Origin of the sequence: Nocardia sp. NPDC058518, assembly GCF_042719655.1 — a bacterium.
Taxonomy (GTDB): domain Bacteria; phylum Actinomycetota; class Actinomycetes; order Mycobacteriales; family Mycobacteriaceae; genus Nocardia.
This window is the reverse complement of record NZ_JBHXNJ010000024.1, coordinates 13,306-37,916: the sequence shown is the minus strand read 5'-3', so window position 1 is coordinate 37,916 and position 24,611 is coordinate 13,306. Positions and strand designations below refer to the sequence as shown.

Below are 24,611 nucleotides of genomic sequence, written 5' to 3'. Positions count from 1 at the left end.
ATGGCGACTCTCGCATTGGCTGCGCCCCGTGCGCGCGTCGCCCGGCAGCGGCCCCGGTGGTTGTCGCTGAGCCTGCGCGCCGCGCTGCCCGCCGCGATCGTGCTGGCCTGGTGGGCGGGTTCGGCGAGTGGCGCCATCTCGCCGCGGGTCATCGCCGGCCCCGGCGCGGTCTGGTCGGCCTTCGTGGAACTGTTCGACAGCGGCCAGCTGGTCGACTTCGCGCTCGCCTCGTTCTGGCGCGCGGCCGCCGGGGTGGCGATCGGCGTCGGCGTCGGGCTGGTGCTCGGCCTGCTGTCGGGGCTGTCCAGCCTGGGCGAGGAGCTGGTCGACTCGACCATGCAGATCGTGCGCGCGGTGCCGTTCCTGGCGCTGGTGCCGCTGTTCATCGCCTGGTTCGGGATCGATGAGCTGTACAAGGTGCTGCTCATCGCGGTGGCGACGACGGCGCCGATGTATGCCTACACCTATCTCGGCGTGCGCAATGTCGACCGCAAGATGGTCGAGGCGGCACGCAGTTTCGGGCTCACCGGAACCAGGCTCGTCGTCGAGGTGATCGTGCCCGCCGCGCTGCCCGGCATCCTGATGGCGCTGCGGGTGTGCCTGTCGATCAGCATCACCGCGCTCATCGCCGCCGAACAGGTCGGTACCCAGCAGGGCGTCGGCTACCTGGTGACACTGGCCCAGGAATACAACCGCACCGACTACATGGTGCTGTGCGTGGTTCTCTACGCGCTGCTCGGTCTGGTGTTCGACGCACTCGTACGGCTCGCGGAACGCTACGCGATGCCTTGGCGCAAGCAGGTGGCGATCCGATGACGACGACAGCAGCCGCGCCGATCGAAGTGGCGAGCCCAGCGCCGGTGGCGGTGTCGATCACCGGACTGCGCAAGGCGTTCGGTGAGAAGACAGTTCTCGACGGAGTCGACCTGACCATCCGCCGCGGCGAGTTCGTCGTGCTGCTCGGCCCGAGCGGCACGGGCAAGACCACGCTGCTGCGCCTGCTCACCGGGCTCGAAACACCGGATACCGGTGAGGTATTGGTGCCCGCCCGCCGAACCACCGTCTATCAGGAACCCCGCCTGATTCCCTCGAAGCGGGTGCTGGCCAATGTGATCGTCGGCCTGCGGCGCGGCAAGACACAGCGCGACGCCGGTGTGCGCGCGCTGAACGAGGTTCACCTCGACGGCAAGGCAGGTCAGTGGCCCGCCACGCTGTCCGGTGGCGAAGCACAGCGCGCAGCGCTGGCCAGGGCGCTGGTGCGGGAACCGGAACTGTTGCTGCTCGACGAACCGTTCGCGGCACTGGACGCACTGACCAGGCTCCAGATGCAGGACCTGGTCGGCGATCTCGTCGCCCGGCACCGGCCCGCCGTCCTCATGGTCACCCACGACGTGGATGAGGCGATCCGGCTCGCCGACCGCGTGATCATCCTCGACCGCGGCCGCTTCGCCGTAGACGAGGTCATCGACCTACCCCACCCGCGTGACCACACCGCACCCGAAACCCTCGGTTACCGAACGCGATTCCTCGCCCAGCTCGGCGTCGGACCACACCCAAGGAGCCTGTCATGACCGAAACCCTGTGGTACACCCGCTGCCCCGTGCCGACTGCCAGCGGTCTCGCGCACAGCCTCGGCTGGCTCGGCCAGACCGCGGCCGACGCGGGCCTCGAGTTCGGCGTCCTGCAGGACGCGGGCCCCGAGCTCGCCGGCCACCACTTCTCACACGACCTGTCCGGCCTGATCCGGGAGGGCGGCAATGTGCCCGCGCTGGCCGCCCGCGCGCAGGGTTCGCCGACCCGCCTGATCGGCCTCACCTGGATCGACGAGTCCCAGGCGATCCTGGTCGGCCCCGATTCGCCGGTCACCGACGCGGCGGGCCTGGCTGGTCTGCGCATCGGTGTCCCCGCATGGGCGCAGGACCAGGCCCGTAGCTTCCCGCGCGCGATGGCGCTGCACGGCTTCGCCAATGCGCTGCGCCCCGCCGGGCTGACCCTGGCCGACGTCCGGGTCGTCGAGCTCGACGTCGAGCGGGACCCGCAGGTGCGCACCGCGATCCAGAGCGCACGACGCTCGACGACGTGGGGTGTCGAGGAACTCCTCGACGGCACGGTCGACGCCATCTACGTCAAGGGCGCCCGTGCGCAGGAAGTGGCGAAGGAGAACGGGCTGCGCGTCGCGGTCGACCTCGACGCCTCGGCCACCAAGCATCTGCGCGTCAACAACGGAACACCGCGTCCGATCACCGTGCATGCCGACCTGCTCGAGTCGCGGCCCGATGTCGTCATCGGCTTCCTCGCGCAGAGCCTGCGTGCCGCCGACTGGGCCGCCGGTGATCTCGACGGCGTCCGCGCGGTGCTGCAGCGCGAAACGCTGTCCGGGCCCGCGGGTGTCGCCGCGGCCTACGGCGACGACTTCCATCGCGGATTGCATCCCTCGCTCACCGCCGAACGCGTCGAACTGCTCGGCGTGCAGAAGCAGTTCCTCTACACCCACGGCTTCCTGGCCGCGGACTTCGACCTCGAATCCTGGGTCGACCCTGAGCCGTTGGCTCGCGCGCAGGAGCTGGTAGCCGTCGAGCGGGTGCCCGCATGACCGAGTTCCACTGGCGGCTGCCCAGCCGCGGCGACGGCCGCCGTGGGAAGCCCGAACTGCGTGGTCGCGGTGGCTTCGGCCCGCCGACGCCGCCGACCGGGGCCACCGATGTCCGGCCCGGCCGGTTCGGCCCGTTCGACGATCTCGCCCAGATCGTCGATGCCGCCGAGCTGAACGGTTTCGACGGTGTCCTCGCGCCCTACGACCCGCTCGGCGAGGAATCCTGGATCGTGGCGGCGGCGGCCTTGCGCGCCACCCGCTACACCCGGGTCACTGTCGAATTCCAGCCCGCCTTCGGCACACCGGTCTACGCGGCCAAGGTGTCGGCGACCCTGCAGCGGCACGCGGCAGGCCGGCTGAACTGGCGGCTGGCCGTCGACACCGACGACGCCGAGGCCCGCTCGCGCGGCGACCGCGTCACCGGTGACGAGCGCTACGACCGCGCTGCGGAGTTCCTCACCGTCGCGCGCGGCGTCTGGAACGAGAACGAGATCGGCGCAGCTGGATTCGCGGGTACCGGCTTCGACTACTCAGGCCGCTACTACGACGTGATCGACGGTGGATTCCGCGGGATCCTGTCCGGTCTGCCGTTCCCGAGCGTGCATCTGAGCGGCACCTCACCGGCCGCGCTGGCGCTGTCTGCCGCGCACGGTGACGTCCACCTGTTCGTCGAGAGCCCCGACGGAATCGCCGGTGCCGTCGCCGAATTGGGGGAGCGGGCCATTGCAGCGGGACGCCGGGTACGGGCCGGCCTCGAGCTGCCGATCATCGCCAGGGAGACCGAGGACGAAGCCTGGGCCAGGGTCCACCGACAGTGGGCCGAGCTGGACCGGCCCGACACCGCGGTCGAACACACGCTCGGCGACGGCCGCTGGGCGGGCTTCGACGCCCTCGGCTACGACCAGCGCATCGGCCTGGTCGGCAGCTACGAGCAGGTGGCACAACAACTCTCGGCCTATGAGAGCGCCGGAGTGCAGACCTTCGTGCTGGCCGGACACCCGAACATCGAGGAAATCCACCGGGCCGGCGAACACCTGCTGTTCCTCGCCGACCCGATCGGCCGCACCCTCACCACCGCGCAGGAGCTCACCGCATGACCATCGACGTCTACTGGCGCATCGGCATGGAAGGCGACCATGCCTCCCTGCGCACCCCGCGCCGCTACAACCGGGGCAATGCGAGCGGCTACGGACCGGGCAATATCGCACCGGCGATCCGCGACGGCGCACTCGATCAGTACAGCTATCTCGACCATGTCGTCGCGGTCGCGAAAGCCTCGGAATCGGCGGGCTTTCTCGGCGGGCTGCTGCCGTCGTTCCCGGTGACCGACGACCCGTGGGCCGTGGCCGCTGCGCTGGCCGCCGAGACCACCACCTACCGTTTCATGGTCGCTTTCCAGCCCGGCTTCCTGCATCCGGTGCAGGCGGCCAGGATGTCGGCGAGCCTGCAGCGCGCCACCGGCGGGCGACTCGTCTACAACATCATCAGTGGTGGCGGCGGAGCGGCCCAATTGTGGTGGGGCGACAAGGTTTCCCATGACGACCGCTACGCGCGAACGAGCGAATTCCTCGACGTGCTGCGCGGGGTATGGGACGGCGAACCCTTCGACCACGACGGCCGCTTCTTCCGTACCGAGGGCGCCGCGCTACCGCCCGGCCTGGCCGGACACCCGTTCCCGGAGGTGTATTTCTCCGGCTCCTCGGGCGCCGCCGTCGCCGCCGCGGGCCGCCACGCCGACTACTACCTGTCCTGGCTCGAGCCCTACGCCGACCTGCGCGCCAAGTTCGACGGTGTCCGCCGCAACGCCGAAACAACGGGCCGCACACCGAAGTTCGCGGTCCGCATCGACATCGTCGCCCGCCACACCGAGGAAGCGGCCTGGGCCGAGATCGAGAAAGGCTGGGCCTTCGTCGACCGCGACGCCGCCAATCGCGCCGCCCAAGGCGACTCGGTCGGGGCCGCCCGCATCGCGGGATGGGTGCCCGAAACCATCACCGGCTACCGCGATCTCGAGGTCCAGCCCAATGTCTGGGCCGGATTCAGCCTGATCCGCGGCGGCCCCGCCTTCGGCCTGGTCGGCAGCTACGAGCAGGTCGCCCAGCGGCTCGACGAACTGATCGGCCTCGGCGTCGACGCCTTCATCCTCGCGGGCAACCCGCACCTGGAAGAGGCCTACCGGGTCGGCGAGGAAGTCCTGCCGCTGCTCGGCCGCTCCCGGCTCACCACCCCGTCCACCGACACCGTCCTCGCGACGGCCCGATAACGCAGGAGCCATTCGATGACCACCACCGAAACCCGTCTGCCGGAGGCTGTCACGGCCTTCGTCGAAACGGTCACCCGCGACGCCGACACCGCGTTCCGGGTGTTCCGGGAGACCGGCACCGTCACCGGCAACGGCACCGTCAACTTCGTCGAGCGGGTGCCCGGCGAGGAGATCGCCGTCGCTCTCAACGCGCCCGGCCCGTGGGCCGACGACCGCACCGTCGAGCCCGTCGTCGCCACCTTCGACGGAGAAGTGCTGTCCGGCAAGGGTTCCGCCGGATTCGTCACCGGCTACGCGAAGGTGTTCCGCGCCCACCCCGAGATCACCTCCGTCGTCCACATCCACACGCCGTGGCTCGGCGGCTGGGCCCAGACCCACCGCACGCTGCCGATCCGCTACGCCGCCTCGCAGCGACTCACCCTGTCGCGCGAGATCCCGCCGCACATCGACCGCACGATCGGCGCGGGCGATTTCATCCTCGGCCGCCTCGAGGTCGACCCGCACCTGGTCGCGATCTTCGAAGCCAACGGTGGCGCCAACGTGATCGGTCGCGCCGGCCTGCTGGAGCTGGCGAAGTTCGTCGTGCTGCTCGAGGAGGGCGCGCAGTACCAGGCGATCGCCGAAACCCTCGGCGGCTCGGTCGAATTCGATCCGTCGAACCTCGCCGTGCAGTGGCAGCGCAGCGGTCTGGCCGACGAAGCCCGTCGCCTCGGCCTGATCGGAGACGCGCGATGAGCATCCGGGTCGGCTACTTCCCGCACAACAACTCGCTGTTCGTCCTGCGCCACCGCGGGATCTTGGAACGCCTGCTGCCCGACGTCGAATGGGTCGACCTGCGCGCACTGCCGCACCCCGACCGCATCGACCCCAAAACCGCACTGCCGGGCGAACATTCGGATTGGCTGTTCGCCGAGGGCGGCTACGACATCATCGGCACCGGCTTCACCCCGCCGCTCACCGCGCTCGCCAACGAGCGCGACATCGTCTACCTGGGCATCTCGGGCCCGCGCGTGGAGAACGGGAGACTGGTCGCGACGGCGGCCAGTGGCATCACCTCCGCCGCGGATCTGAAGGGGAAACGGGTCGGGATCGCGCACGGCTCGTGGCAGACCACGCTGCTGCTGTTCGCCCTCGATCAGGCCGGTCTCACCTGGGCCGACGTCGAGCCGGTCGACGTCGATGTGCGCGGTGGCGGCTCCGCGCTGCTGGCAGGCGAACTCGACGCCTGGGTCGGCACCTACCCCGGCCTGCGGGAAGTCGAGGCGGCCACCGAGCTCACCACCCTGGTCGACACCGCGTCGGTGTTCAGCCACCCGTCGCTGTGGTTCACGCGCCGCGACCTGGCCGAAGGCAACCGCGCCGCGGTGGAAGCGGTGCTGGCCGCGCTGCAGGAATCCGACGCCTGGATCGCCGCGAATCCGCGCGAGGCGGCCCAGTACTTCGTCGACGACGCGCAGGCACGCGGCCTGCCCGCCGATCTGGATGCCTGGGAGGCGGCGCTGCGCGGCCGTCCGTTCGGTGTGCACCCGGTGAGCGCGGACTTCCTCGACGAACAGCAGCGCGCCGCCGACCTCCTCGCGGCGAACGGGCTGCTCCCGCGCACGGTCGACGTGCGGTCCGCGGTGCTGCCGTGGATCGGTGAGGTCGTCACCGGACAGGCCGCCGCCGCCGTCTGAGCCATCGACGAGCGATACTCCGGGTGACCAACTGGGTCACCCGGAGTATCGCTCGATATCAGTGCGGCCCGAGTACCGCCTATCGGCTCAGCCGTTACGCGACCCCGTGACCCATACCGGCCCGGTGACCAGCCAGATCACGGTGATCACACCGAGGCTGCCGAATACCCCCATCAACTGCTCGCGTTGCTCGGCATCGGCGACCGTATAGCTCAGCACCAAGGTGAGCGCGCCGGCGATGGCAGCCGCACCGAGCCAACGGGAGAAATCGGCCCACTCCTTGCGCGTTCGCTCGGGCCCGTACTTCGGGACCTTCACCGGAACCGGCCCACCGGCGAACCGGTGGGCGAACCGCTCATCGGCCCACCGGATGATCCGGCCACCGAACATCACCGTGCAGCCGAGGTAGATCCCGGCGACCCGATGGGCGAAGGTCACCTCACCGCCACGATGCAGGTCGATCGCCACCGCCACCACCAGCACCACATCCAGCACCGGCACCAGCGCCAGCGTCACCGTGCTCGCGCGCGGCAGCCGGATCGCGTAGCGCAGTAGCAAACCGCCCACCACCAGCACCCAGAAACCGACTTCGCACGCGGCGATCGTCAGCAATACAGGGTTCCTCAGTTCGTCCATTCCCTCACTGTGCCGGGGACACCGCAGGACCGTCGTCCCGCTTCGGGGCGTTGTCCGGTCCGCCTTTCGGGGGACCCGCGGCGTCACAGCGGTGTGCTGAAATGGGGCATGCCACCACCCCGCACGCCCCTGAGCCGGCTCGCGGAAGCCTTCGACAGCGCGACCGCCGCCGCCGTCGGGGTGTTTCTGGTGGGGCTGCTGCTGTGGGCCGCGGGTGGCTGGGCGGTCGTGGTGGACCGCGACCTGTATCCACCGCCGGCGAAATTGGCGCTGCTCGGCGCGGCGTTCGTGATCCAGATGACCGCGCAACGCAAGCCCGCCCTCGGCTTCGGCCTGATGGTCGCCCTGCTGGCCGGTGACTTCGTGCTCGGACCGTCGCTGCCGCTGTGGATCGCGCTGACCGACGTGATCTACCTGGCCGTCAGCACCGGATCGGACCGGCTCGGCGCGGTCGTCGCCTGGTTCTCGCTGACGGTCACCGTGGGCGGTTCGTTGCTCGCGCTCACCGTGTTCGGCGTCAGAGCGGCGTTGTACACCGGCCTGATCGGCGTCGCGCTCACTTGGTCGCCGCTCGGATACGCGCGCGCGGTACGGGCCTCGCGCCGCACGGTCGACGCTGAACGCGACGCCGCTCGCGCCGAGCTCACCGCGCGCGACGCCGAACGGTCCGCCGCGATCGGCGAGGAGCGCAGGCGATTGGCCCGCGACCTGCACGACGCGGTGGCAGGCCACGTCTCCGCGGTCGCGATCCTGGCCGAAGTGGCGCAGAAGGATCCCGGCAATATGGCGGTCCTGCGGACGATCCGCTCGGGCAGTCTGGCCGCACTGGAAGAAATGCGAACGACCATCGAGTTGCTGACCGCACCCGACGACACCGCGGTGACCACGCGACTGTCGTCCCTGGACGGCCTGATCGACGCGGCCGAGGCCGCAGGCGGCGCGGTGACCTTGCGACGGCCGGGAGACCTCGAACTGCCCATCGCGATCGAGGCCGTCGTCACCCGGATCCTGAGCGAGACCCTGACCAATGCGACCAAACACGCACCCGGCGCACCACTCGACATCGAATTGAGCCGCGATGCGACACGCTTGGTGATGACCGCGACGAATTCGATCCCACCGGGAGCAGCCCAGGGTCAGGGAAATGGATTGCGCAACATGATGTTTCGCGCGGAATCGGTCGACGGCACGATCACCGCGGGCCCACACGACGGCACCTGGCGCGTGTGCGCGCGAATTCCACTGGGGGACAAGTGACAGTGACCGTACTGGTGGCCGACGATCACGCCACCATCCGAGCGGGCCTGAAGATGCTCCTCGAGGTTTCCGGCGAAGTGCGGGTGATCGGCGAAGCGGCCGACGGCGCCGCCGCGGTGCGGCAAGCCCGTGCCCTGAGCCCTGATGTGGTGCTGATGGATGTGCGCATGCCGCGCGTCGACGGGCTGGAGGCCACCGCCGCCGTCGTCGCCGAGACCAGCGCGAAAGTGCTGGTACTCACCACCTTCGCCATCGACGAATACGTCCTCGGCGCGCTCTCGGCCGGTGCGAGCGGATTCCTGCTCAAGTCCGTCGGCGGCGACGACCTGGTCAGCGCCGTGCTGGCCGTCGCCGACGGAGACGCTGTCCTCGATCCGAAGGTGACGCGCGCGGTGATCGCCGCGCTGCCCCGCGTGGGGGACGTCCCGCCCGCGCCGGACCTGTCCGCGCTCACCGACCGCGAACGGCAGGTACTCGCCGGTCTCGGCGCCGGTCTGTCCAACATTCAGATCGGCACGCGCCTACGGATCGGCGAGGCCACGGTCAAAACGCACGTCTCCCGGGTGCTGAGCAAGCTCGGCGTGCAGTCGCGCGTGCAGGCCGCCGTGATCGCATCGCAGTCCGGTCTCGATCTGCCCTGACCGCGATCGGGGGTGAAACCGACGATGTCCCGGTACCTCGTGGGATACCGGGACATCAGGTCGGAACGGGGCTCAGCGTGCAGGTTGCGGGTCGGACTGTTCCGGACGGATCCGGCGTGATTCAAACCAATAAGTCAGGAAAACGGTGGCGTAGGAAACCATTACCACTGCTGCGGTTACCAGAAGAAACGCGAAGAACAAGGGAATCAGGAAAGCCATCGTGCCCTCCTCGCGGTACGGTAGTCGTGCGATGAAGGTGGTGGTCAGCGCCTCGTCGCGCCGAATCTGAACAAGCCCCGCACGTTCGATAGTAGGGGCACGGCGCGACGCGGGCACGGATCCGCGCGTGTGATGGCGGTCATGGTTTGCGCGGAGTGTCGCCCACGTCACCGAAACGCCCATGAGGTTGAATGTTCAACATATCTGGGTTCTACCGCATATCTGGGTTCTACCGCGTCACGAGTTCTCGACATCGGCTTCACCACGAACAACCGACGAAGGAGCACCGATCGTGAGCATGATCCTGGCCGCAGTGCACGACACATATGGCATCGTTGTCGCCCAGGTGGGCAATCCCACGCCGGAGGCACCGCCGATGGCCGACAAAGTGATGCAGCTGGGCCGGTATTTCACCTGGATGATCCTGTTATCCGGCGTCACCGCCATCACCTACGGCGGTGGCCGCTTCGCCTGGGAGAAGTGGAACGGCGGCGGTCTGCAGTCGCCGAAGATGATCGCCAGCGCCATGGCGGGCGGCGCGGTCGCCACCAGCGCGGGCACGATCATGAACGCGGTCATCGGGGCCTGAATACCGCCCCCGCTACTGTCGGGGGCGTGCGTATCTTTCTCGCGGGCGCCACGGGCGTCATCGGATCTCGGTTGCTGCCATTGCTGGTCGGCGCCGGTCACGAGGTGGCCGGCCTGACCCGTTCCCCGGGTAAAGCGGCGGCCGTCCGCGCGAGTGGAGCCTGCGCGGTGGTCCACGACGTCTACGACGCCGACGGCCTCACCACCGCGGTAATGGACTTCGCTCCGGAACTGGTCATGCACCAGCTCACCGACCTCCCCGATGATGTGGCGCGATTGGCCGCCTCCGGCGAGGCGAACTCCCGTATCCGGACCGAGGGCACCGCCAATCTGCTCGCGGCCGCCGCGGCCGCCGGGGCGACACGGTTTATCGCCCAGAGCATCGCTTGGGCACCGCCCGCGGGCCGCGGTGCGGCGATCGCGACCCACGAATCCGCCGTCCTGGCCGCGGGCGGCGTGGTGCTGCGTTACGGCCAGTTCTACGGTCCCGGGACGTACTACGAGTCGACCCCACCGGCGCATCCCCGCATCCACGTCGACACCGCCGCCGCGCGCACACTCGATCTGCTCGAAGCGCCGACCGGCGTCGTGGTCGTCGTCGATCCCGAATAGTGCGTTTGTGCTGGTCCGATCAGGGACGAAAGAGCCGACCGGCAGGGGGTAGCGGGCGCAGGGTGTCGGAAATCTGGGCGACCAGCTGCCATGGTCGATCGAGATCGGTGGTCGCTTTGCCGCTGGTCAGAACGGCACCCGACAAGCCCCGGTCGGGGTCGGCCCAGCCGTACTGGGTGGTGAGGCCACTGCGGCCGAAGTGCGATCCGGTGTCGCGGCCGAATTTCGAGCGGCGGGCACCGAGCTCGAATCCGGCGCGGCTGACGCGACCGGCCAGGCCGGGCATGCGATCGGCGGGGGCGATCGCGTCGCGCAACGTGCCGGGACCGATGATTCTTCTTCCGTCCAATTCGCCACCGCGCGCGAGTATTTCGTAGAAGCGCGACAGTTCGTAGGCGGTGGTGACCAGGTTGCCGGAGGGGAGTTCGGCGGCGAGGAACGCGTCGTTGGTCGCCTTCGACGCCTTGTCCATATGGCCGCCCAGTGCCTTGTTCGCCAGGAATCGGGCGAGGCGGGGCTGCGGTGGGCCGGTCTTCACACTGGGCACGACCTTGCCGACATCGACGGGATCGACGCCGAAGTTGGTCCAGCGGAAGCCGAACGGTGTCAGCACCTGGTCGGCGAGGTGCTCGCGCATCCGCTTGCCGGTGGCGCGCTGGACGAGCAGTCGCTGGATCAGTCCGCTGGTCAAGGCGTGGTAGACGCGGAAACGGCCGGGCGGCCAGCTCGGCACCAGATCGGTGAGGGCGGCGAGGGCCAGTTCCTCGTCGAGGACCGCGGCGGTTCCGCTGTGTGGTGCGGTGATGAACGGAATGCCCGCCGAATGCGACAGCACATCGCCGATGGTGATCATGCCTTTGCGGTGGGCCGCGAACTCGGGAATGTATTCGGCCACAGGGTCTTTCAGCGCGAACGCGCCCTGCTCGATGAGCATGAACATCAGGGTGGCGGCGACGCCCTTCGCGGTGGAGAACCCGCAGAACGGTGTCTGCGGTGTCGCCGGGATCCGCTCGGCGTCCGGTCCGTCGCTCGGTGCGTTGCCCCAGCCGTGACCGATGGTCCGGTTCAGGACGATCCCGCCGTTGCGCCGCAGGCAGACCTGAATGGCCGGTGTCGTGCCCATCGCATACCACGCGCGCACCGACGCCCAGATCGCCTCGACGTCGGCACGCGACGACCCGGCATCGGCCGGATCGTCCTCGTGGCCGATCGTGGTCACCGCGTCCAGATCCTCGGTAACCCTCACCAACGTGGCTGGAAGTGCACTCATCGGGCCAGCCTACCGACGGCGAGCTGTGATAATCCTGAGCGTGGCGGTCATGCCCTGGCCTCGGTCAGGGTCGCGTCGGCACGAACGGCGTCGTCCGGTACGCGACCCGCGGCGGTCACCGCGCGGCGGGCGTAGGCACGGACGTCGGCGTCGGGATCGGTGATCGCCGACTCCAGCGCGTCGAGGGCGGCGGCGCTGCTCGGCCAGGTGGACAGGGCGAGTACCGCCGCCTTGCGCACGTCGAGGTGACGGTCGGTGAGCGCCTCGCCCAACGGCACCACGCCCGCTTCCGGGGTCGAACCCGCCAGTCCACGCGCCGCACCGACACGCACCTGCCATGCGGAATGGTCTAGTGCCGCAGCGAGTTCGGCGATATCCGCCTCGGCGGTGCCCAGTGCGGCATACGCGGTGAGCGCGGCGGCGCGGACCAGGGGATCGGGGTCGCCCGCGAGCACGCGGATCACCTCGACACCGCCGTCACCGATCGAGGCGAGCCCGTGCGCGACCGCGATGCGCACCTCACGGTTGGCATCGCCCGCGATCGAGGACACCGCATCGGCGTCGTCGAGCGAGACCAGCGCGCGCACCGCTTCGATCCTGACTCGATGGTCGGTATCACCAAGTGCCGCAAGGTAATCCGATGCCGATCCGGCCCGCAGCGCGCGCAGCAGATCGACCACGGTCGCACGGACCAGAGGATCGGGGGAGCGCAGATGCTCGCTCAGCGCACCGGCCCCCGCGAGTACCTCGACCAGTTCCCGCAGACTCTCGGTGGCCGCTCGGCGCACCGAGGCCGCCTCGTCGCCCAGCGCCCGCACCAGCTCGTCGGCGAATCCGTCCGGAGTGTTCTCGGTGAGCACCGACAGCGCCGCGACCCGCACCACCGGATCGGCATCCGTGAGGTAGCTCGAAAGGTCCTCGACCGCAGGTGAATCCAGCGCGAGCAGGGTGACCAGCCGAGGCGAGGACGGCGATACCGGCGCGGCCTCGGTGCGGACGGGGGCCTCGCGCTGTGGCGCCCGCGTCCCGACCAGTTCGGGCTGCGCGATCACTTCGACGATCGGCTCGGCCGAGGGCACGTCGTCGAGACCGGGCACCGGAACCAGATAGGGCGCCACCGAACGCTTCACGAATTCCATCGCCCCATCGACCGTCTTGCGCAGGTTCAGATGGAAATTCCAGGACTCGTCGTCACGCTCGGGCAGATCGGCGCGATCGTGATAGAGACCCCACCGCGACTCGGTGCGGGTCAGCGAACTGCGCGAAGCCATTTCGGCGCAATCCCGGATGAACTGCACCTCGACCGCGCGCATGAGTTCGTGCGGTGTCTGTGCGCCGATGCCGTCGACCTCGGCGCGCATCCGTTCGAAGGTCTCCACGGCGATCGAGAGCTTGGCCGCCGTTTTCGGCGGCGCCACATAGTCGTTCACGAACCGGCGCAGCTTGTATTCGACCTGTGGCTGCGGTGGCCCCTCTGGCTGGCGCAACGGCCGGTAGATCAGGTCGTGGGCGTCGGCGAGCTGGTCTTCGGGCAGGTCTGCCGGTGCGTCGATCCCGGCCAGTGTCGACGCCGCGTGCGCGCCCGCCAGATCGCCGTAGACGAACGCGCCGATCATGTAGTTGTGTGGCACGCACGCCAGGTCACCCGCCGCGTACAGGCCGGGCACCGTGGTTCGCGCGTTCTCGTCCACCCACACACCGGACGCGGAATGTCCACCGCACAAACCGATCTCGGAGATGTGCATCTCGATATCGTGCGTGCGGTAGTCGTGCCCGCGATTTGCGTGGAAGGTTCCCCGGGTGGGGCGCTCGGTGGTGTGCAGGATCGATTCGAGTGTCGACAGCGTCTCGTCCGGCAGGTGCGACACCTTGAGATAGATGGGTCCGCGGGCGGATTCGATCTCCTGCTTCACCTCGGCCATCATCTGACCCGACCAGTAGTCGGAGTCGACGAACCGTTCACCCTCGGCGTTGACCTGATAGCCACCGAACGGGTTGGCCACATACGCGCAGGCAGGGCCGTTGTAGTCCTTGATCAGCGGGTTGATCTGGAAGCACTCGATTCCGGAGAGTTCCGCACCGGCGTGGTAGGCCATCGAGTAGCCGTCACCGGCGTTGGTGGGATTCTCGTAGGTGCCGTACAGATAGCCCGACGCGGGCAGGCCGAGCCGCCCGCAGGGGCCCGTCGCCAGAATCACCGCTTTCGCGGCCACCTCGACGAATTCGCCGGTGCGCGTGTTCAGCGCGGCCGCCCCCACCGCGCGGCCGCCTGCGGTGAGCACCCGCACCGGCATCAGCCGGTTCTCGATGCGGATCTTCTCCCGCATCTTCCGCTGCCGCAGCACGCGATAGAGCGCCTTCTTCACATCCTTGCCCTCGGGCATCGGCAGCACATACGACCCGGACCGGTGCACCCGGCGCACCGCGTACTCGCCGTATTCGTCCTTCTCGAACTTCACCCCGTAGCGCTCGAGCCGCTGAACCATCGCGAAACCCCGCGTCGCCGTTTGGTACACGGTGCGCTGGTCGACGATGCCGTCGTTGGCGCGAGTGATCTCGGCGACGTAGTCCTCCGGTTCCGCCTTACCGGGGATGACGGCGTTGTTCACGCCGTCCATGCCCATGGCCAGCGCACCGGAATGGCGCACATGCGCCTTCTCGAGCAGCAGCACGTTCGCGCCGGACTCGGCGGCGGTGAGCGCGGCCATGGTGCCTGCGGTGCCGCCACCGATGACGAGCACGTCGCAGTCGAGACGGATGCGATCGGACAGTTCGGGAATGTTCATAGAGACTCCAGGATTCGGGCCCGCAGGGCGCTGCGGTCCACCGGTTCGCGCGCGTCGGGCACCTCGACGACCGCGCGTAGCGAGCCGGCGCCGAGCACGGCGATCCGGTCGCCGAGCAGCAGGGCCTCGTCGAGGTCGTGGGTGACGAAAACGATCGTGGTCGGGTGTGCGCGCCAGGTGTCGACGAGCAGGCGCTGCATCTCCGAACGCGTCTGGCTGTCGAGTGCGCCGAACGGTTCGTCCATGAGCACCGCGCGCGGCGAGCCCGCCAGGCTGCGGGCGAGCTGAACCCGTTGGCGCATGCCGCCGGACAGATCGCGCGGCAGATAGTCGGCGTAGCCGCTGAGCCCCACCTCGTCGAGCCAGCGTTGCGAACGCGTCGCGCGCTCGCTCCGCGATACTCCCCGAAGGTGTAGCGCCAGATCGATATTGGCGCGAGCGGTGCGCCACGGAAGCAGCGCGTCGTCCTGGAACACCAGCGCGCGATCGGCGGACGGGCCGGTGACGGTGTCCTCATCGGCGCGGATCACGCCGGCGGCGGGTTTGCGCAGCCCGGCGATCGCGCGCAACAACGTCGACTTGCCACAACCGGATTTGCCGACCAGGACCAGGATCTCACCCGCCGCGACCGTCAGATCGAAGTCGCGCACCACGGTTTCGGTTCCGTAGCTGATACGGACGGCCTCGAGGCTCAACCGCATGCCGACGGACACGGCAGGTGCGGCGGTGGTCGTGGTCATGGGGCAACCTCTCGCGGCAGCCATCGGGTCACCCGACGGCCTGCCAGTTCGACGATTCCGGAGGTGAGGAAACCGAGTACACCGATGGTGATCATCCCGACGAACACGGCTGGGTAGTCGACGATGGTGTAGGACTGCCAGGTGCGGTAGCCGATGCCGAGGCGTCCGGAGATCATCTCGGCGGAGATCAGGCAGATCCAGGCCACGCCCATGCCGACCGACAGCCCGCTGAACACACCGGGCAGGATGCCGGGCACGACGACTCGGGTCAGCACCTCCCGCCGCGAGGCGCCCAGCGTGCGGATGGCGTCCTCCCAGATGGTCGGCAGCGCCCGCGTCGCATGCCGGGTACTCACCAGCACCGGGAACAGCGACGCGGTGAAAGTGATGAACACGATGCCGGATTCGTCGCTGGGGAACAGCAGGATCGCCACCGGCACCAGCGCGATCGCCGGAATCGGCCGGATCAGCTCGGCCAGCGACCCGAACACATCGGCCAGCAGCCGCGACCGGCCGAGCCCGATGCCCGCCAGCACCCCGACGACCGCGGCCAGACCGAATCCGGTGACGATCCGGATCAGCGACTGCGCCACGTCGAGGTAGTACTGGCCGGTCCCGAGATGTTCACCGAACTCGGTGACGATCTCGGTCACCGTCGGCAGGGTGTCGAACCGGAGTCCGGCGCGCACGTTGCCCGCGGTGAGCAGTTGCCACAGACCGATGGCCGCCGCCACCGAGGTGACCCGGATCGCCCGCGACACCCAGACCGACCTGGTGGGTGCGCCGTCGCGCTGAGTTGTGGAATCGGCGCTGTCGGTATCGGTCCTGATCGGGGTGGTCAGCCCGGAAGCCGTGCTCATCCGCGGACTTCCGTCACGGCCTGCTCATAGGAGACCGGTGCGGCGGTGGGATGGGAACCGCGGTAGCGGTCGGCCGCTGCCTGCGTGGTGAACGGCAGATACTGGGTGCCCTCGCGCAACCAGATGGCCTTGTCGGCGAACCAGCGAGTGCCCAGCTCGGCATCGGGGACATACACCGCGCGAATCGTCTTGCCCTGCGCCTTTGCTGCCTGCACCGCCCGCAACAAGCAGCCGGGGTTCGCGGCGGGCTGGGGCTTGTCCGCACCGTCGACCCAGACTTCGCCGGCGAGCGCCGGATCACTCACCGCCACAGCGCAGATCGGATCGGTACCGGTCACCTTGCTCGGGTTGACCCCCGACGCCAGCGTGGCGTCGTAATCCCCACGGCCGGTCTCGGCGAAGGCCTTGCGCAGCGGTCCGTCCTCAACGAAGGCGTCGATGTCGAGATCGGCGAAATCTCCGATCGACTTCAGGTAGTTGACGTCATCCTTGAACGCCGCGATCAGGTTCGCCTTGAGCGTGGTGTCGAAACTGGTACCGCCAGGGCCGTTGTAGAGATACACGACCTCTTGCGGCAGGCCCGACCCCTTGGCGACGAGATCGGCTGCCTCGAAAGGCTTCTCGTTGAGGAACGCGGTCGCGTCCAGCTGTGCGGCGAGGAACGCCTGCAACACCTCCGGATGGTCGGCCGCGTACGCCCGGCGCGCCACCACGCCGTGGAAAGTCGGCACATTCAGCTCGGCGCCGTCGTAGAGCAGCTTGGCCTTGTTCTGCTGCACCAGCAGACCGGGCCACGCCACGAACTGCGACAGGGCGCTCACCTGGTGTGATTCCAGCGCGGTCGCCCCGACCTGCGGCTGCTGGTTGAGCACCTCCACACCCTTGGCCGGGTCGATCCCGGCCCGGCTCAGCGCCTGCACCAGGGTGCCGTGGCCCGCCGAACCCACGCTGGCCGAGATCTTCTGCCCGGCCAGATCGGTCAGCGAGCGAGCAGGTGAATCATTGGGCACCACCACCATGTTCAGCGCGCCCTTGGGGTTGTAGCCGGTGATCGACACCAGCTCGGTCCGTGCACGTTCATTGGCCTGCGTGCGAGATCCGTTGATCAGCAACGGATAGTCGCCCATCGAGCCGATATCGATCTTCTCGGCCACCATCTGAGCGGTGATCGGCGCGCCGGTGTCGTAGTCCTGCCACTCCACCTGATACTTCGCGCCGCCACCGTCGGTGATCTTCTGCAGCCGCTGCTCCAGGTAGCCCTGCGCTTTCAGCAGCGTGCCCGCGGTGACGGTATTGATGGTCTTGGACTGGTAACCGACGACGACCTTGACGGTGCCCGCCGGTGCGGCGTCGGTACTTTCGAGCGAGCAGCCCGCCGCGGCGAGCGCGAGAGCCAGTGCGACAGGGGCGAATCGAGTGATCTTCATGCGTGGGGTTCCCGGGTTCAGCGGAGCAGATAGGGCATGTTGACGGTGACGGCGCCGGTGGGGCAGCGTGCCGCGCACGGCCCGCAGTACCAGCACTCGTCGACGTGCATGTAGGCCTTGCCCGAATCATCGTGGATGGCAAGGGAATCGAGCGGACACATGTCCACGCAGAGAGTGCAGCCGGTGATGCACAGTGACTCGTCGATCGTCACCGGGACGTCGGCGCGCTGGGGGACCAGTGCCATTACAGGACCTTCCATTCGGGGGTGCTGCGGGTGAGGCTGCCGCGCATGGTGATGCGGTCACCGCGCATGCGGATGTATTCGAGATCGACGGGGCGCCCGTCGTCGAGGTGGGTGAGGCGTTCGAGCATCAGCAGCGGCGCACCGGCCGGGGTGTCCAGGGTGGTCGCGGTGTGTGGGTCGGCCGCGACGGCTTCGAGTGCGAGGTCGGCGGCGCCCAGCGATTGCCCGGTGACCTGTTCGAGCAGCACGAACACGTCGGTGGTCTCGAGGTCGTGGGTGAGCAGCTCGGTGCCGATATCGGGCGCGAGGTAGGTGAGGTCGAGGCTCAGCGGCAGATCGGCGAGAAACCGCAGCCGTTCGATGTAGACGACCTTGTCGCCCGGGGCCAGCTCGAGCCGGCGCGCGACGGCCGGGGGAGCGGTGATCGTGGTGGCGGCACGGACCTCGTTGCGGACGGTGCCGTGTCCTTTGAGGGTCTCCTGCAGGCCGAGCAGGGCATCGAGGCCGTGGTCGAACTTGCGGGCGGCGACCCTGGTGCCGAGTTTCGGGGCGCGATCGATGAGCCCCTCGTCGCGCAACAGCGCCAGTGCTTCGCGCACGGTGTTGCGGGAGGTGCCGTGCTCGGCGGCGAGTTCCTGCTCGCCGGGCACCGTGCCCGCCACCGCGCCCGCCAGGATCTGGTGGCGCAGGATATCGGCGACCCGGCGCGCCCGATCGGCGCGCTGACCGCGGATCGGGGTGGGCTCCGGCGCCCCTGTTTTCTCGCTGACCTGCATGAACAGCGACGATAGCGGCGATTACGCGGCACCCGGCCCGCCGCGATTCCGGCGTGAATTCAGGGGATGTTTCTACGCCGGGTGGCGGTTCGCGCGACCTGCGGGTATCGGCCGGGAAACCGCTATTGCGCCACCTCGCGGCACGCGGCCGACATTGCGATCACGTCGATCGCAATGTCGGAACGGATTCAGGGCTGGCCGGGGTTGAGCACGATGAACAGTCCCTTCGCCTCGGCGCATAGACGTTCGTCGTCGTGCAGCGTCGCCCGTAGGTACACCTTGCGGCCCTCGACGCGTTCGGTCCACGCGCGGACCGTCAGTTCGCGATTGAGCGGTGTGATCGACCGGTAGTCGAGGGTGAGCGAGGCCGTGCGGGTCACCGACTTGGTGGACAGCGCGGCGGTCATGCCGATGATGTCGTCGAAAGCGAGCGCGATGTGCCCGCCGTGGGCGGCGTTGTTGCCGCCCAGGTGGAAGGTGCGGAAGGTGACCTTCGCGGTGACACCGTCGCGGTCACCGCTGATCACCGTGTACGGCGGCAGGGTGATGTTGCCGCGCGCGGGCAGGTCGGTGCGCGACCAGCTGGGCGAGGACCACTCGTCCACCACCGCCTCCTCGAGGCGGGCATTGAGCTGCTCGAGGATGGCGATGGCCTCCTTGGCGAGCTCGTCGGACGGGCTCACCAGCCGCGCCCGGTCCATCAGCACGCGGGCCTGTTCGATCAGTTCGCCGTAGTGCGGCCCGCCCGCGGTCGACTCGCCGCTGCGATCCTTGCGTGCCTGGATCAGCTCGGCAACCGGCCGGAATCCGCCTTCGTGATGCTTCTCGTCCGGGAGCGAGCTGCCGACCTGTGTATCGTCCATATGCAACACGTTATCGCTGCCCAGCTGGATGTTCGCGTCGGGGATCGGTGTCAGGTCAACTAGGCTGGGTGCCGATCACCGAGTAGGTCTCCTTGGTACCGGAGAGTCGGCGCACCGTCGGTGGTGCCCCTCCGGGTGAGCGGCGAAAGGCTGAACGCATGGGTATCGCGGCGGTTGTGTTCGACATGGATGGTGTGCTGATCGATTCCGAACCCATCTGGGAAAAGGTCAGGCACGATTACGTCGTTCTGAAAAATGGTCGGTGGCAACCGGATTCGCAGAAGAAGATGATGGGGATGAGCACCGTCGAGTGGTCGTCGTACCTGGCCGACGATCTCGGTGTGGCCGCACCGGCCGACAAGGTCGCTGCCGACATCATCGATCTGATGGCCGACGAATACGCTCACCACGTTCCGCTGCTGCCCGGCGCGATCGACGCGGTGCGGCGGTGCGCGGGCTCCTGGAAACTCGGCCTGGCCAGCTCTTCGCCTGCCGCGCTGATCGATCTGGTGCTCGCGAAGGCAGGGCTGATCGACTATTTCACCGTGGTGCTGTCCACCGAGGAGGTCGGTCGGGGCAAGCCCGCACCCGATGTGTATCTCACCGTCGCGCAGCGCCTCGGCCTGGATCCGAACGCCTGTACGGCCGTGGAGGATTCGACCAACGGGCTGCTCTCCGCGCACCGCGCCGGGATGCGCCTGATCGCGGCGCCGCGCCCGGAATTCCCCCCGCTGCCCGACGCGCTCGCCCTGGCCGCGGCGGTCATCGACGATCTCGACCAGCTCACTGCCGATGTCGTGATCGGTACCTGACTCAGAAGCTGCCGGTGACGCCGTCGATCCGCTCGCGCAGCAGGTCTGCATGGCCGTTGTGGCGGGCGTATTCCTCGATCATGTGCAGGTACACCCAGCGCAGGGTGTAGTCGTCGCTGCGCCACGGCACGTGGAACACGTGGTCGAGGGAGAGGCCGGCGACGGCGGCGTCGCAGTCGGCGATCTCGGCGTGGAAGGCGGCGAAAACCTCCTCGGCGGGCAAGGACGCGAGGTCGTCGAAGTCGGCGTCGGGCTCGACCGGGGAGCTGTAGACCGGTTCGACCTCCTCGCCCGCCGCGGACAGCCGGAACCAGCCCCGCTCCACCTCGGTCAGATGCCGGACGAGCCCGAGCAGCGACAGCGACGACGGCTCCACCGACCGCGTCGCGAGCTGTTCGCCGTCGAGTCCACCGCATTTGCCGAGCAACGTCTGGCGATGAAAGTCCAACCAGGACTGCAACATTGCCCGCTCGTCAGCGCCTACCAGGGTCCTGGTCGGCTCGAGTTCGGGTGCTTTCCACGTCATCGGGGCGAGGCTACCCGCCGCCATATCGCGGTGCAGCCCGATTTCAGTCGCCGGTGAACCGTGTGGCCGAATCACCCGGAAGATACGTCACCGATTCATCGGTCCGGCTCTCCGGTGTCCTTACCGATCCGGCACACTGGCCCGATGGGTGAGCAAAGCGACGACCAGCCCGAAGTCGTAGTCCACGTCGGTGACGGCTCGGAGGAGCCACACCCTGTCGACCCGGCCCGGCCCGGCGCCTCCGCCACCGATCCGGCACCGGAACACCCGTTCCTCCTGCTGACGCGCACCCCGACCGACTACATCCAGGCGCGCTACCTCGACGACGGCACCTACGAACTCGAGCACATCACCGGCGCCGAGCATCGCCAGCTGTTCACCACCGACGCCCTGCTCGTCCGTGACATCGTCTGGTCCTGGGTCCAACGCGATACCTGGTGGTCCGACACCGTCGCATGGACCACGGTCGACCCCGCCATCGCCGAACTCCACGCCCTGCACACCGAACTCTCCGACATGCTCGACGGCATCTCCGTCATGGACTCCGTCGCCGACGAACTGGACCAAGCCCTCTCCCGCGCCGACGAACTCCTCGAGGACTTCGATCTCGAATTCGACGGGACCGATGATCGTGCATCCTGACGTGGTCGAGGCACGCAATCTCATCGCTGTGCTGGGACTGGACATTTCGGCCGCGGTTCCCGAGGCGGAGAACGCTGATTACGGAGCATTCGTGTCCGGGATCGGCGGTAGCGCTGTCCGGTTCCGGGTAGGCAAGCAAACTCCGACGAAGGTGGGCGTGTTCGTTGCCGTGTGGCGGCGTGCCGAGGACGGTTCGACGGAGCCTTTCGCCGCCGAAGACTGCGCCGATCTACTGGTGATCACCGCCCGCGCGGGACCGCGTTTCGGACAGTTCGTATTCCCGAAGAGCGCACTTGTCGAGCACGGAATCGTGTCGGTCGCCGGTCGTGGCGGCAAGCGCGGATTCCGGGTGTACCCGCCGTGGTCGGTGGTGGAGAACAAGCAGGCGCGACGCTCACAGGAGTGGCAGTGCCGCTACTTTCTCGATCTCGAGAATATCGATCCGCAGGCCGCCCGGAATCTCTACGAACCGGTGCGCCCTCGATCTGACACATCGGACGGCGACGAGACGCGCTGATGTGAATTACAGTGGCGCCGTGGGGATTACCGAATACGGTCCGGGCGATGTCGTGTATTTTCCGGCGGGCCCGTTCAGCGGCATCTGCGGTGTTGTACAGGAGGTCGATGCTCGGCGGGCGGAGCTGCGCATCGAATTCGGGGAGGGGACCGTTCACCGGGAAGGGAATGTTCTGCGGGAGCGGCGGCATAGGTTGACAGTCGGATTCGACGAGGTCGAGTTGGTGTAGCCCGTTCGGAGTTCGTCTTGCGGCGCTTGCTCCGAATGGGCGATGATTGCGTCCAGCATGCTGAATTCCGATCCCTCGTTCGACAGCCTCGAAGGCTTATCCGTAGGGGATGCGCTGGGCGCTCAATTCTTCGTCCCCGGACGCTCCGTCCCTGATCTGCTCGCCGGACGAGCGCCGGCCGCACCCTGGCAATGGACCGACGACACCGAGATGGCGTGCTCGGTGTACGCCGAAATCCGAGACCGCGGCGGTGTGGATCGCGATGCGCTCGCGGCCGCATTCGCGCAACGGTGCGAACCGTATCGCGGCTACGGTCCCGGCACAGTTGTTGTGTTGCACGAGATTCGCGACGGGCGGCCGTGGGCCGAAGCCGCGGGTGCCGTATTCGACGGGCGCGGGTCGTGGGGAAATGGTGCGGCGATGCGGGTGGCGCCCCTCGGGGCGTATTTCGCCGGAGATCCGGATCGGGCGGCAGCGCAGGCAGCGCTGTCCGCCGAGGTGACCCATCGGCACCCGGAAGCGATCGTGGGTGCGATGGCCGTCGCGGTCGCGGCCGCACATGCGGCAGTCACGCGCGAAAAGGGCTGTACGCCTGATGAATTGCTGCTGGCAGTCGTGCCGTATCTGGTCGACGGGCTCACCGCGCAGGGTGTCCGTCGCGCCCGGCAATTGCTCGGCCGAACGGTAGCCGAAGCGGCCTACGAACTCGGCAACGGCGCACGGGTCAGCGCTCAGGACACCGTGCCCTTCACATTGTGGGCAGCCGCCACCTATCTGGACGACTATCCGGCGGCGGTCCGCGCCTGCGTCGAGGCGGGCGGAGACGCCGACACCACGGCCGCGATCGTCGGCGGAATCGTGGCGGCCCACACCGGGACCGGAATCCGGGATCGCACCCGTGGGATCCCGGAGCAGTGGCTCATTGCGCGCGAACCACTGCCCGAATGGGTGGTGGGTCCTCAGCGGGCGCGGGCGCTCCAGCGGCCGTCGTAGCGGACTTCGATCGGGTGGGCGAAGGCGGTGGAGACGTGGTCGGTGGTGATGACCTCGGTGGCGGGGCCGGCGGCGACGGTGTGGCCGTCGGCGATGAGCAGGGCGTGGGTGGTGGTGCTCGGGAGTTCCTCGAGGTGATGGGTGACCAGGATCGAGGCGACCTCGGGGTGGGTGTGATCGAGGGTGTCGATGGTGGTGAGGAGTTGTTCGCGGGCGGCCAGGTCGAGGCCGGTGGACGGCTCGTCCAGGAGCAGGACTCTGGGGTCGCTGATGAGGGCGCGGGCGATGAGGGTGCGGCCGCGTTCGCCATGGGACAGGGTGGGCCAGATGTCGTCGGTCTTCGTGGACAGGCCGAGAGTGTCGATGATGGCGTCGGCGCGGGCGAGATCCTCGGAGGTGGGTGACCACCGCATCGGAGTATCGATCGTGCCGGTGACTCCGGTGAGGACGACCTCGCGCACCGTGAGCGCGTAGCGCAGGGGGTGACGCGGGTTGACGTGGCCGATCGAGCGGCGCAACCGGGCCAGCTCCACCCGGCCGAACTGTTCGCCGAGCACCCGCACGGCCCCGGTGGTGGGGAAGGCGACCGCGCCGCAGAAGCCGAGCAGCGTGCTCTTACCCGCGCCGTTGGGGCCGAGCAGTGCCCAGTGCTCACCGGCCCGCACGGTCAGCGAGATGCCGTTGATGATCTTCTTGCCGTCACGGCGGAAGGTCACGTCGTCGAGTTCGATCACGGGGGCGCCGGTCATGTGAAGGCCTCCTTCAAAGCGGACAGGTGGGTGCGGCTGAATTCCGCGGCGGCAGTAGGGGTTCGATCGGCGATCGCCTGGGCGAGCTGCTCGTGCGCGAAGTGGTCGGCCTGCTCGGAGCGGACCGGGCGCAGCGCGAGCATGTCGATCATGGCCAGGCGCAGTCGCGGGAGGAAGCTGTCGAACAGCTGGGTGAGCACGTCGTTGTGGGCGGCGACGATGACCGCGCGATGGAAGGCCATGTCGGCGTCGACGTGATCGGCGACGGTCTGGCCCTCGGCCCGGCGACCCGCCAGAGCGCGGCGGATGGCCCGCAGGTCAGCAGGCGTGCGTCGTTGCGCGGCGAGCGCGGCGGCCTCGGCCTCGATCGCGATGCGCGCCTCGATCACCGCGGCGATCGTGGCGCCACGCAGCACGACATCCCAGTCCTCGGACACGTCGAGGGCGGTCACGAACACCCCGGAACCCTGCCTGCTGTCGAGCACACCCTTGCCCGCGAGTTCCCGGATCGCCTCGCGCAGCGTCGAACGGCCGACACCCAGCTGGGCGGCGAGCAGCGTCTCACCCGGTAGTCGATGGCCCAGCGGCCACTCGCCCGCACGGATGCGAGCGAGCAGGAGTTCGGCCGCTTGTGCGGCCAACGGCTGACGTCTTACCTGCGCTACCACCCGAGAACCTCTCTACTTGTCTG

Annotated in this window: 29 protein-coding genes; 16 read left to right on the top strand and 13 right to left on the bottom strand. The window is 68.6% G+C overall.

Annotation, left to right across the window (positions count from 1 at the left end; translation table 11 throughout):
- The 7 genes from ACFWPX_RS30915 to ACFWPX_RS30885 are packed head-to-tail and all read left to right on the top strand — an operon-like array spanning position 1 to position 6,532.
- Complete coding sequence (locus tag ACFWPX_RS30915; protein ID WP_378931436.1) at positions 1 to 816, top strand: ABC transporter permease; 816 nt, start codon at positions 1 to 3, stop codon at positions 814 to 816.
- Complete coding sequence (locus ACFWPX_RS30910; RefSeq protein ID WP_378931434.1) at positions 813 to 1,571, top strand: ABC transporter ATP-binding protein; 759 nt, start codon at positions 813 to 815, stop codon at positions 1,569 to 1,571. Before ACFWPX_RS30915 ends, ACFWPX_RS30910 begins: the two co-directional genes overlap by 4 nt.
- Positions 1,568 to 2,593 carry an ABC transporter substrate-binding protein gene (locus ACFWPX_RS30905; protein ID WP_378931432.1) on the top strand — a complete coding sequence of 342 codons (1,026 nt, stop codon included), beginning with the start codon at positions 1,568 to 1,570 and terminating at the stop codon, positions 2,591 to 2,593. The genes ACFWPX_RS30910 and ACFWPX_RS30905 overlap by 4 nt, the downstream gene beginning before the upstream one ends.
- Positions 2,590 to 3,690 carry an LLM class flavin-dependent oxidoreductase gene (locus ACFWPX_RS30900; protein ID WP_378931430.1) on the top strand — a complete coding sequence of 367 codons (1,101 nt, stop codon included), beginning with the start codon at positions 2,590 to 2,592 and terminating at the stop codon, positions 3,688 to 3,690. Before ACFWPX_RS30905 ends, ACFWPX_RS30900 begins: the two co-directional genes overlap by 4 nt.
- On the top strand, positions 3,687 to 4,856 hold the full coding sequence (locus tag ACFWPX_RS30895) for an LLM class flavin-dependent oxidoreductase (RefSeq protein WP_378931428.1): 1,170 nt from the start codon (positions 3,687 to 3,689) through the stop codon (positions 4,854 to 4,856). The genes ACFWPX_RS30900 and ACFWPX_RS30895 overlap by 4 nt, the downstream gene beginning before the upstream one ends.
- Positions 4,857 to 4,871: 15 nt before the next feature.
- Positions 4,872 to 5,591, top strand: a complete 720-nt coding sequence (locus ACFWPX_RS30890) for a class II aldolase/adducin family protein (RefSeq protein ID WP_378931426.1) — start codon at positions 4,872 to 4,874, stop codon at positions 5,589 to 5,591.
- The gene (locus ACFWPX_RS30885; RefSeq protein ID WP_378931424.1) at positions 5,588 to 6,532 is read left to right on the top strand and encodes an ABC transporter substrate-binding protein; all 945 of its coding nucleotides are present in this window, start codon (positions 5,588 to 5,590) and stop codon (positions 6,530 to 6,532) included. Before ACFWPX_RS30890 ends, ACFWPX_RS30885 begins: the two co-directional genes overlap by 4 nt.
- An 87-nt stretch (positions 6,533 to 6,619) precedes the next feature.
- Here ACFWPX_RS30885 and ACFWPX_RS30880 read toward each other — a convergent pair whose 3' ends face one another.
- Positions 6,620 to 7,168, bottom strand: coding sequence for a hypothetical protein (locus tag ACFWPX_RS30880; protein WP_378931422.1), 549 nt, complete (start codon positions 7,166 to 7,168; stop codon positions 6,620 to 6,622).
- 108 nt (positions 7,169 to 7,276) lie between these two features.
- On the opposite strand from ACFWPX_RS30880, the gene ACFWPX_RS30875 reads away from it, so the two are divergent.
- The gene (locus ACFWPX_RS30875) at positions 7,277 to 8,425 is read left to right on the top strand and encodes a sensor histidine kinase (protein WP_378931420.1); all 1,149 of its coding nucleotides are present in this window, start codon (positions 7,277 to 7,279) and stop codon (positions 8,423 to 8,425) included.
- On the top strand, positions 8,422 to 9,066 hold the full coding sequence (locus ACFWPX_RS30870; RefSeq protein WP_378931418.1) for a response regulator: 645 nt from the start codon (positions 8,422 to 8,424) through the stop codon (positions 9,064 to 9,066). Before ACFWPX_RS30875 ends, ACFWPX_RS30870 begins: the two co-directional genes overlap by 4 nt.
- Positions 9,067 to 9,138: 72 nt before the next feature.
- On the opposite strand, the gene ACFWPX_RS30865 is transcribed toward ACFWPX_RS30870, so the two are convergent.
- Complete coding sequence (locus ACFWPX_RS30865; protein ID WP_378931416.1) at positions 9,139 to 9,468, bottom strand: hypothetical protein; 330 nt, start codon at positions 9,466 to 9,468, stop codon at positions 9,139 to 9,141.
- A 115-nt stretch (positions 9,469 to 9,583) separates the two neighbouring features.
- On the opposite strand from ACFWPX_RS30865, the gene ACFWPX_RS30860 reads away from it, so the two are divergent.
- Positions 9,584 to 9,874 (top strand): hypothetical protein, encoded by a 291-nt coding sequence (locus tag ACFWPX_RS30860; protein ID WP_174555379.1) that lies wholly within the window; start codon positions 9,584 to 9,586, stop codon positions 9,872 to 9,874.
- A gap of 26 nt (positions 9,875 to 9,900) precedes the next feature.
- Entirely contained in the window at positions 9,901 to 10,485 is a 585-nt protein-coding gene (locus ACFWPX_RS30855) for an NAD-dependent epimerase/dehydratase family protein (protein ID WP_378931414.1), read from the top strand.
- A gap of 19 nt (positions 10,486 to 10,504) precedes the next feature.
- Here ACFWPX_RS30855 and ACFWPX_RS30850 read toward each other — a convergent pair whose 3' ends face one another.
- The 8 genes from ACFWPX_RS30850 to ACFWPX_RS30815 form a co-directional block, all read right to left on the bottom strand.
- Complete coding sequence (locus ACFWPX_RS30850) at positions 10,505 to 11,755, bottom strand: serine hydrolase (RefSeq protein WP_378931412.1); 1,251 nt, start codon at positions 11,753 to 11,755, stop codon at positions 10,505 to 10,507.
- Positions 11,756 to 11,802: 47 nt separating this feature from the next.
- Complete coding sequence (locus ACFWPX_RS30845; RefSeq protein ID WP_378931410.1) at positions 11,803 to 14,541, bottom strand: fumarate reductase/succinate dehydrogenase flavoprotein subunit; 2,739 nt, start codon at positions 14,539 to 14,541, stop codon at positions 11,803 to 11,805.
- The gene (locus tag ACFWPX_RS30840) at positions 14,538 to 15,281 is read right to left on the bottom strand and encodes an ABC transporter ATP-binding protein (RefSeq protein ID WP_378931408.1); all 744 of its coding nucleotides are present in this window, start codon (positions 15,279 to 15,281) and stop codon (positions 14,538 to 14,540) included. Before ACFWPX_RS30840 ends, ACFWPX_RS30845 begins: the two co-directional genes overlap by 4 nt.
- Positions 15,278 to 16,141 carry an ABC transporter permease gene (locus ACFWPX_RS30835; RefSeq protein WP_378931406.1) on the bottom strand — a complete coding sequence of 288 codons (864 nt, stop codon included), beginning with the start codon at positions 16,139 to 16,141 and terminating at the stop codon, positions 15,278 to 15,280. Before ACFWPX_RS30835 ends, ACFWPX_RS30840 begins: the two co-directional genes overlap by 4 nt.
- A complete protein-coding gene (locus ACFWPX_RS30830; protein ID WP_378931404.1) occupies positions 16,138 to 17,568 on the bottom strand; it encodes an ABC transporter substrate-binding protein in 1,431 nt (476 codons plus the stop codon). The genes ACFWPX_RS30835 and ACFWPX_RS30830 overlap by 4 nt, the downstream gene beginning before the upstream one ends.
- Positions 17,569 to 17,585: 17 nt before the next feature.
- Positions 17,586 to 17,813, bottom strand: a complete 228-nt coding sequence (locus tag ACFWPX_RS30825; protein ID WP_056816936.1) for a ferredoxin family protein — start codon at positions 17,811 to 17,813, stop codon at positions 17,586 to 17,588.
- Positions 17,813 to 18,589, bottom strand: coding sequence for a GntR family transcriptional regulator (locus tag ACFWPX_RS30820; RefSeq protein WP_378914461.1), 777 nt, complete (start codon positions 18,587 to 18,589; stop codon positions 17,813 to 17,815). Before ACFWPX_RS30820 ends, ACFWPX_RS30825 begins: the two co-directional genes overlap by 1 nt.
- Positions 18,590 to 18,777: 188 nt before the next feature.
- A complete protein-coding gene (locus tag ACFWPX_RS30815) occupies positions 18,778 to 19,452 on the bottom strand; it encodes a hotdog domain-containing protein (protein WP_378914462.1) in 675 nt (224 codons plus the stop codon).
- A gap of 158 nt (positions 19,453 to 19,610) precedes the next feature.
- Between ACFWPX_RS30815 and ACFWPX_RS30810 the strand changes: the two genes are divergently transcribed.
- Positions 19,611 to 20,264: an HAD family hydrolase gene (locus ACFWPX_RS30810; protein ID WP_378914463.1), complete on the top strand. Its 654-nt coding sequence runs from the start codon at positions 19,611 to 19,613 to the stop codon at positions 20,262 to 20,264.
- A 1-nt stretch (position 20,265) separates the two neighbouring features.
- Here ACFWPX_RS30810 and ACFWPX_RS30805 read toward each other — a convergent pair whose 3' ends face one another.
- Positions 20,266 to 20,790 (bottom strand): DinB family protein, encoded by a 525-nt coding sequence (locus ACFWPX_RS30805; protein WP_378931402.1) that lies wholly within the window; start codon positions 20,788 to 20,790, stop codon positions 20,266 to 20,268.
- Positions 20,791 to 20,934: 144 nt separating this feature from the next.
- Here ACFWPX_RS30805 and ACFWPX_RS30800 point away from each other — a divergent pair, with 144 nt between their 5' ends.
- Genes ACFWPX_RS30800 through ACFWPX_RS30785 form a run of 4 tightly spaced genes read left to right on the top strand, consistent with a single transcriptional unit; the run spans position 20,935 to position 23,171 of the window.
- A complete protein-coding gene (locus ACFWPX_RS30800; RefSeq protein ID WP_378931400.1) occupies positions 20,935 to 21,432 on the top strand; it encodes a hypothetical protein in 498 nt (165 codons plus the stop codon).
- Positions 21,416 to 21,949 carry a MepB family protein gene (locus ACFWPX_RS30795; protein ID WP_378931398.1) on the top strand — a complete coding sequence of 178 codons (534 nt, stop codon included), beginning with the start codon at positions 21,416 to 21,418 and terminating at the stop codon, positions 21,947 to 21,949. The genes ACFWPX_RS30800 and ACFWPX_RS30795 overlap by 17 nt, the downstream gene beginning before the upstream one ends.
- A gap of 19 nt (positions 21,950 to 21,968) precedes the next feature.
- Positions 21,969 to 22,178, top strand: coding sequence for a hypothetical protein (locus tag ACFWPX_RS30790; RefSeq protein ID WP_378931396.1), 210 nt, complete (start codon positions 21,969 to 21,971; stop codon positions 22,176 to 22,178).
- Positions 22,179 to 22,235: 57 nt separating this feature from the next.
- Positions 22,236 to 23,171, top strand: a complete 936-nt coding sequence (locus ACFWPX_RS30785) for an ADP-ribosylglycohydrolase family protein (protein WP_378914467.1) — start codon at positions 22,236 to 22,238, stop codon at positions 23,169 to 23,171.
- Here ACFWPX_RS30785 and ACFWPX_RS30780 read toward each other — a convergent pair.
- Both ACFWPX_RS30780 and ACFWPX_RS30775 read right to left on the bottom strand, forming a co-directional pair.
- Positions 23,138 to 23,920, bottom strand: a complete 783-nt coding sequence (locus tag ACFWPX_RS30780; RefSeq protein WP_378931393.1) for an ABC transporter ATP-binding protein — start codon at positions 23,918 to 23,920, stop codon at positions 23,138 to 23,140. The genes ACFWPX_RS30785 and ACFWPX_RS30780 overlap by 34 nt on opposite strands.
- The gene (locus ACFWPX_RS30775) at positions 23,917 to 24,588 is read right to left on the bottom strand and encodes a FadR/GntR family transcriptional regulator (protein ID WP_378931391.1); all 672 of its coding nucleotides are present in this window, start codon (positions 24,586 to 24,588) and stop codon (positions 23,917 to 23,919) included. Before ACFWPX_RS30775 ends, ACFWPX_RS30780 begins: the two co-directional genes overlap by 4 nt.
- Positions 24,589 to 24,611: the final 23 nt, after the last annotated feature.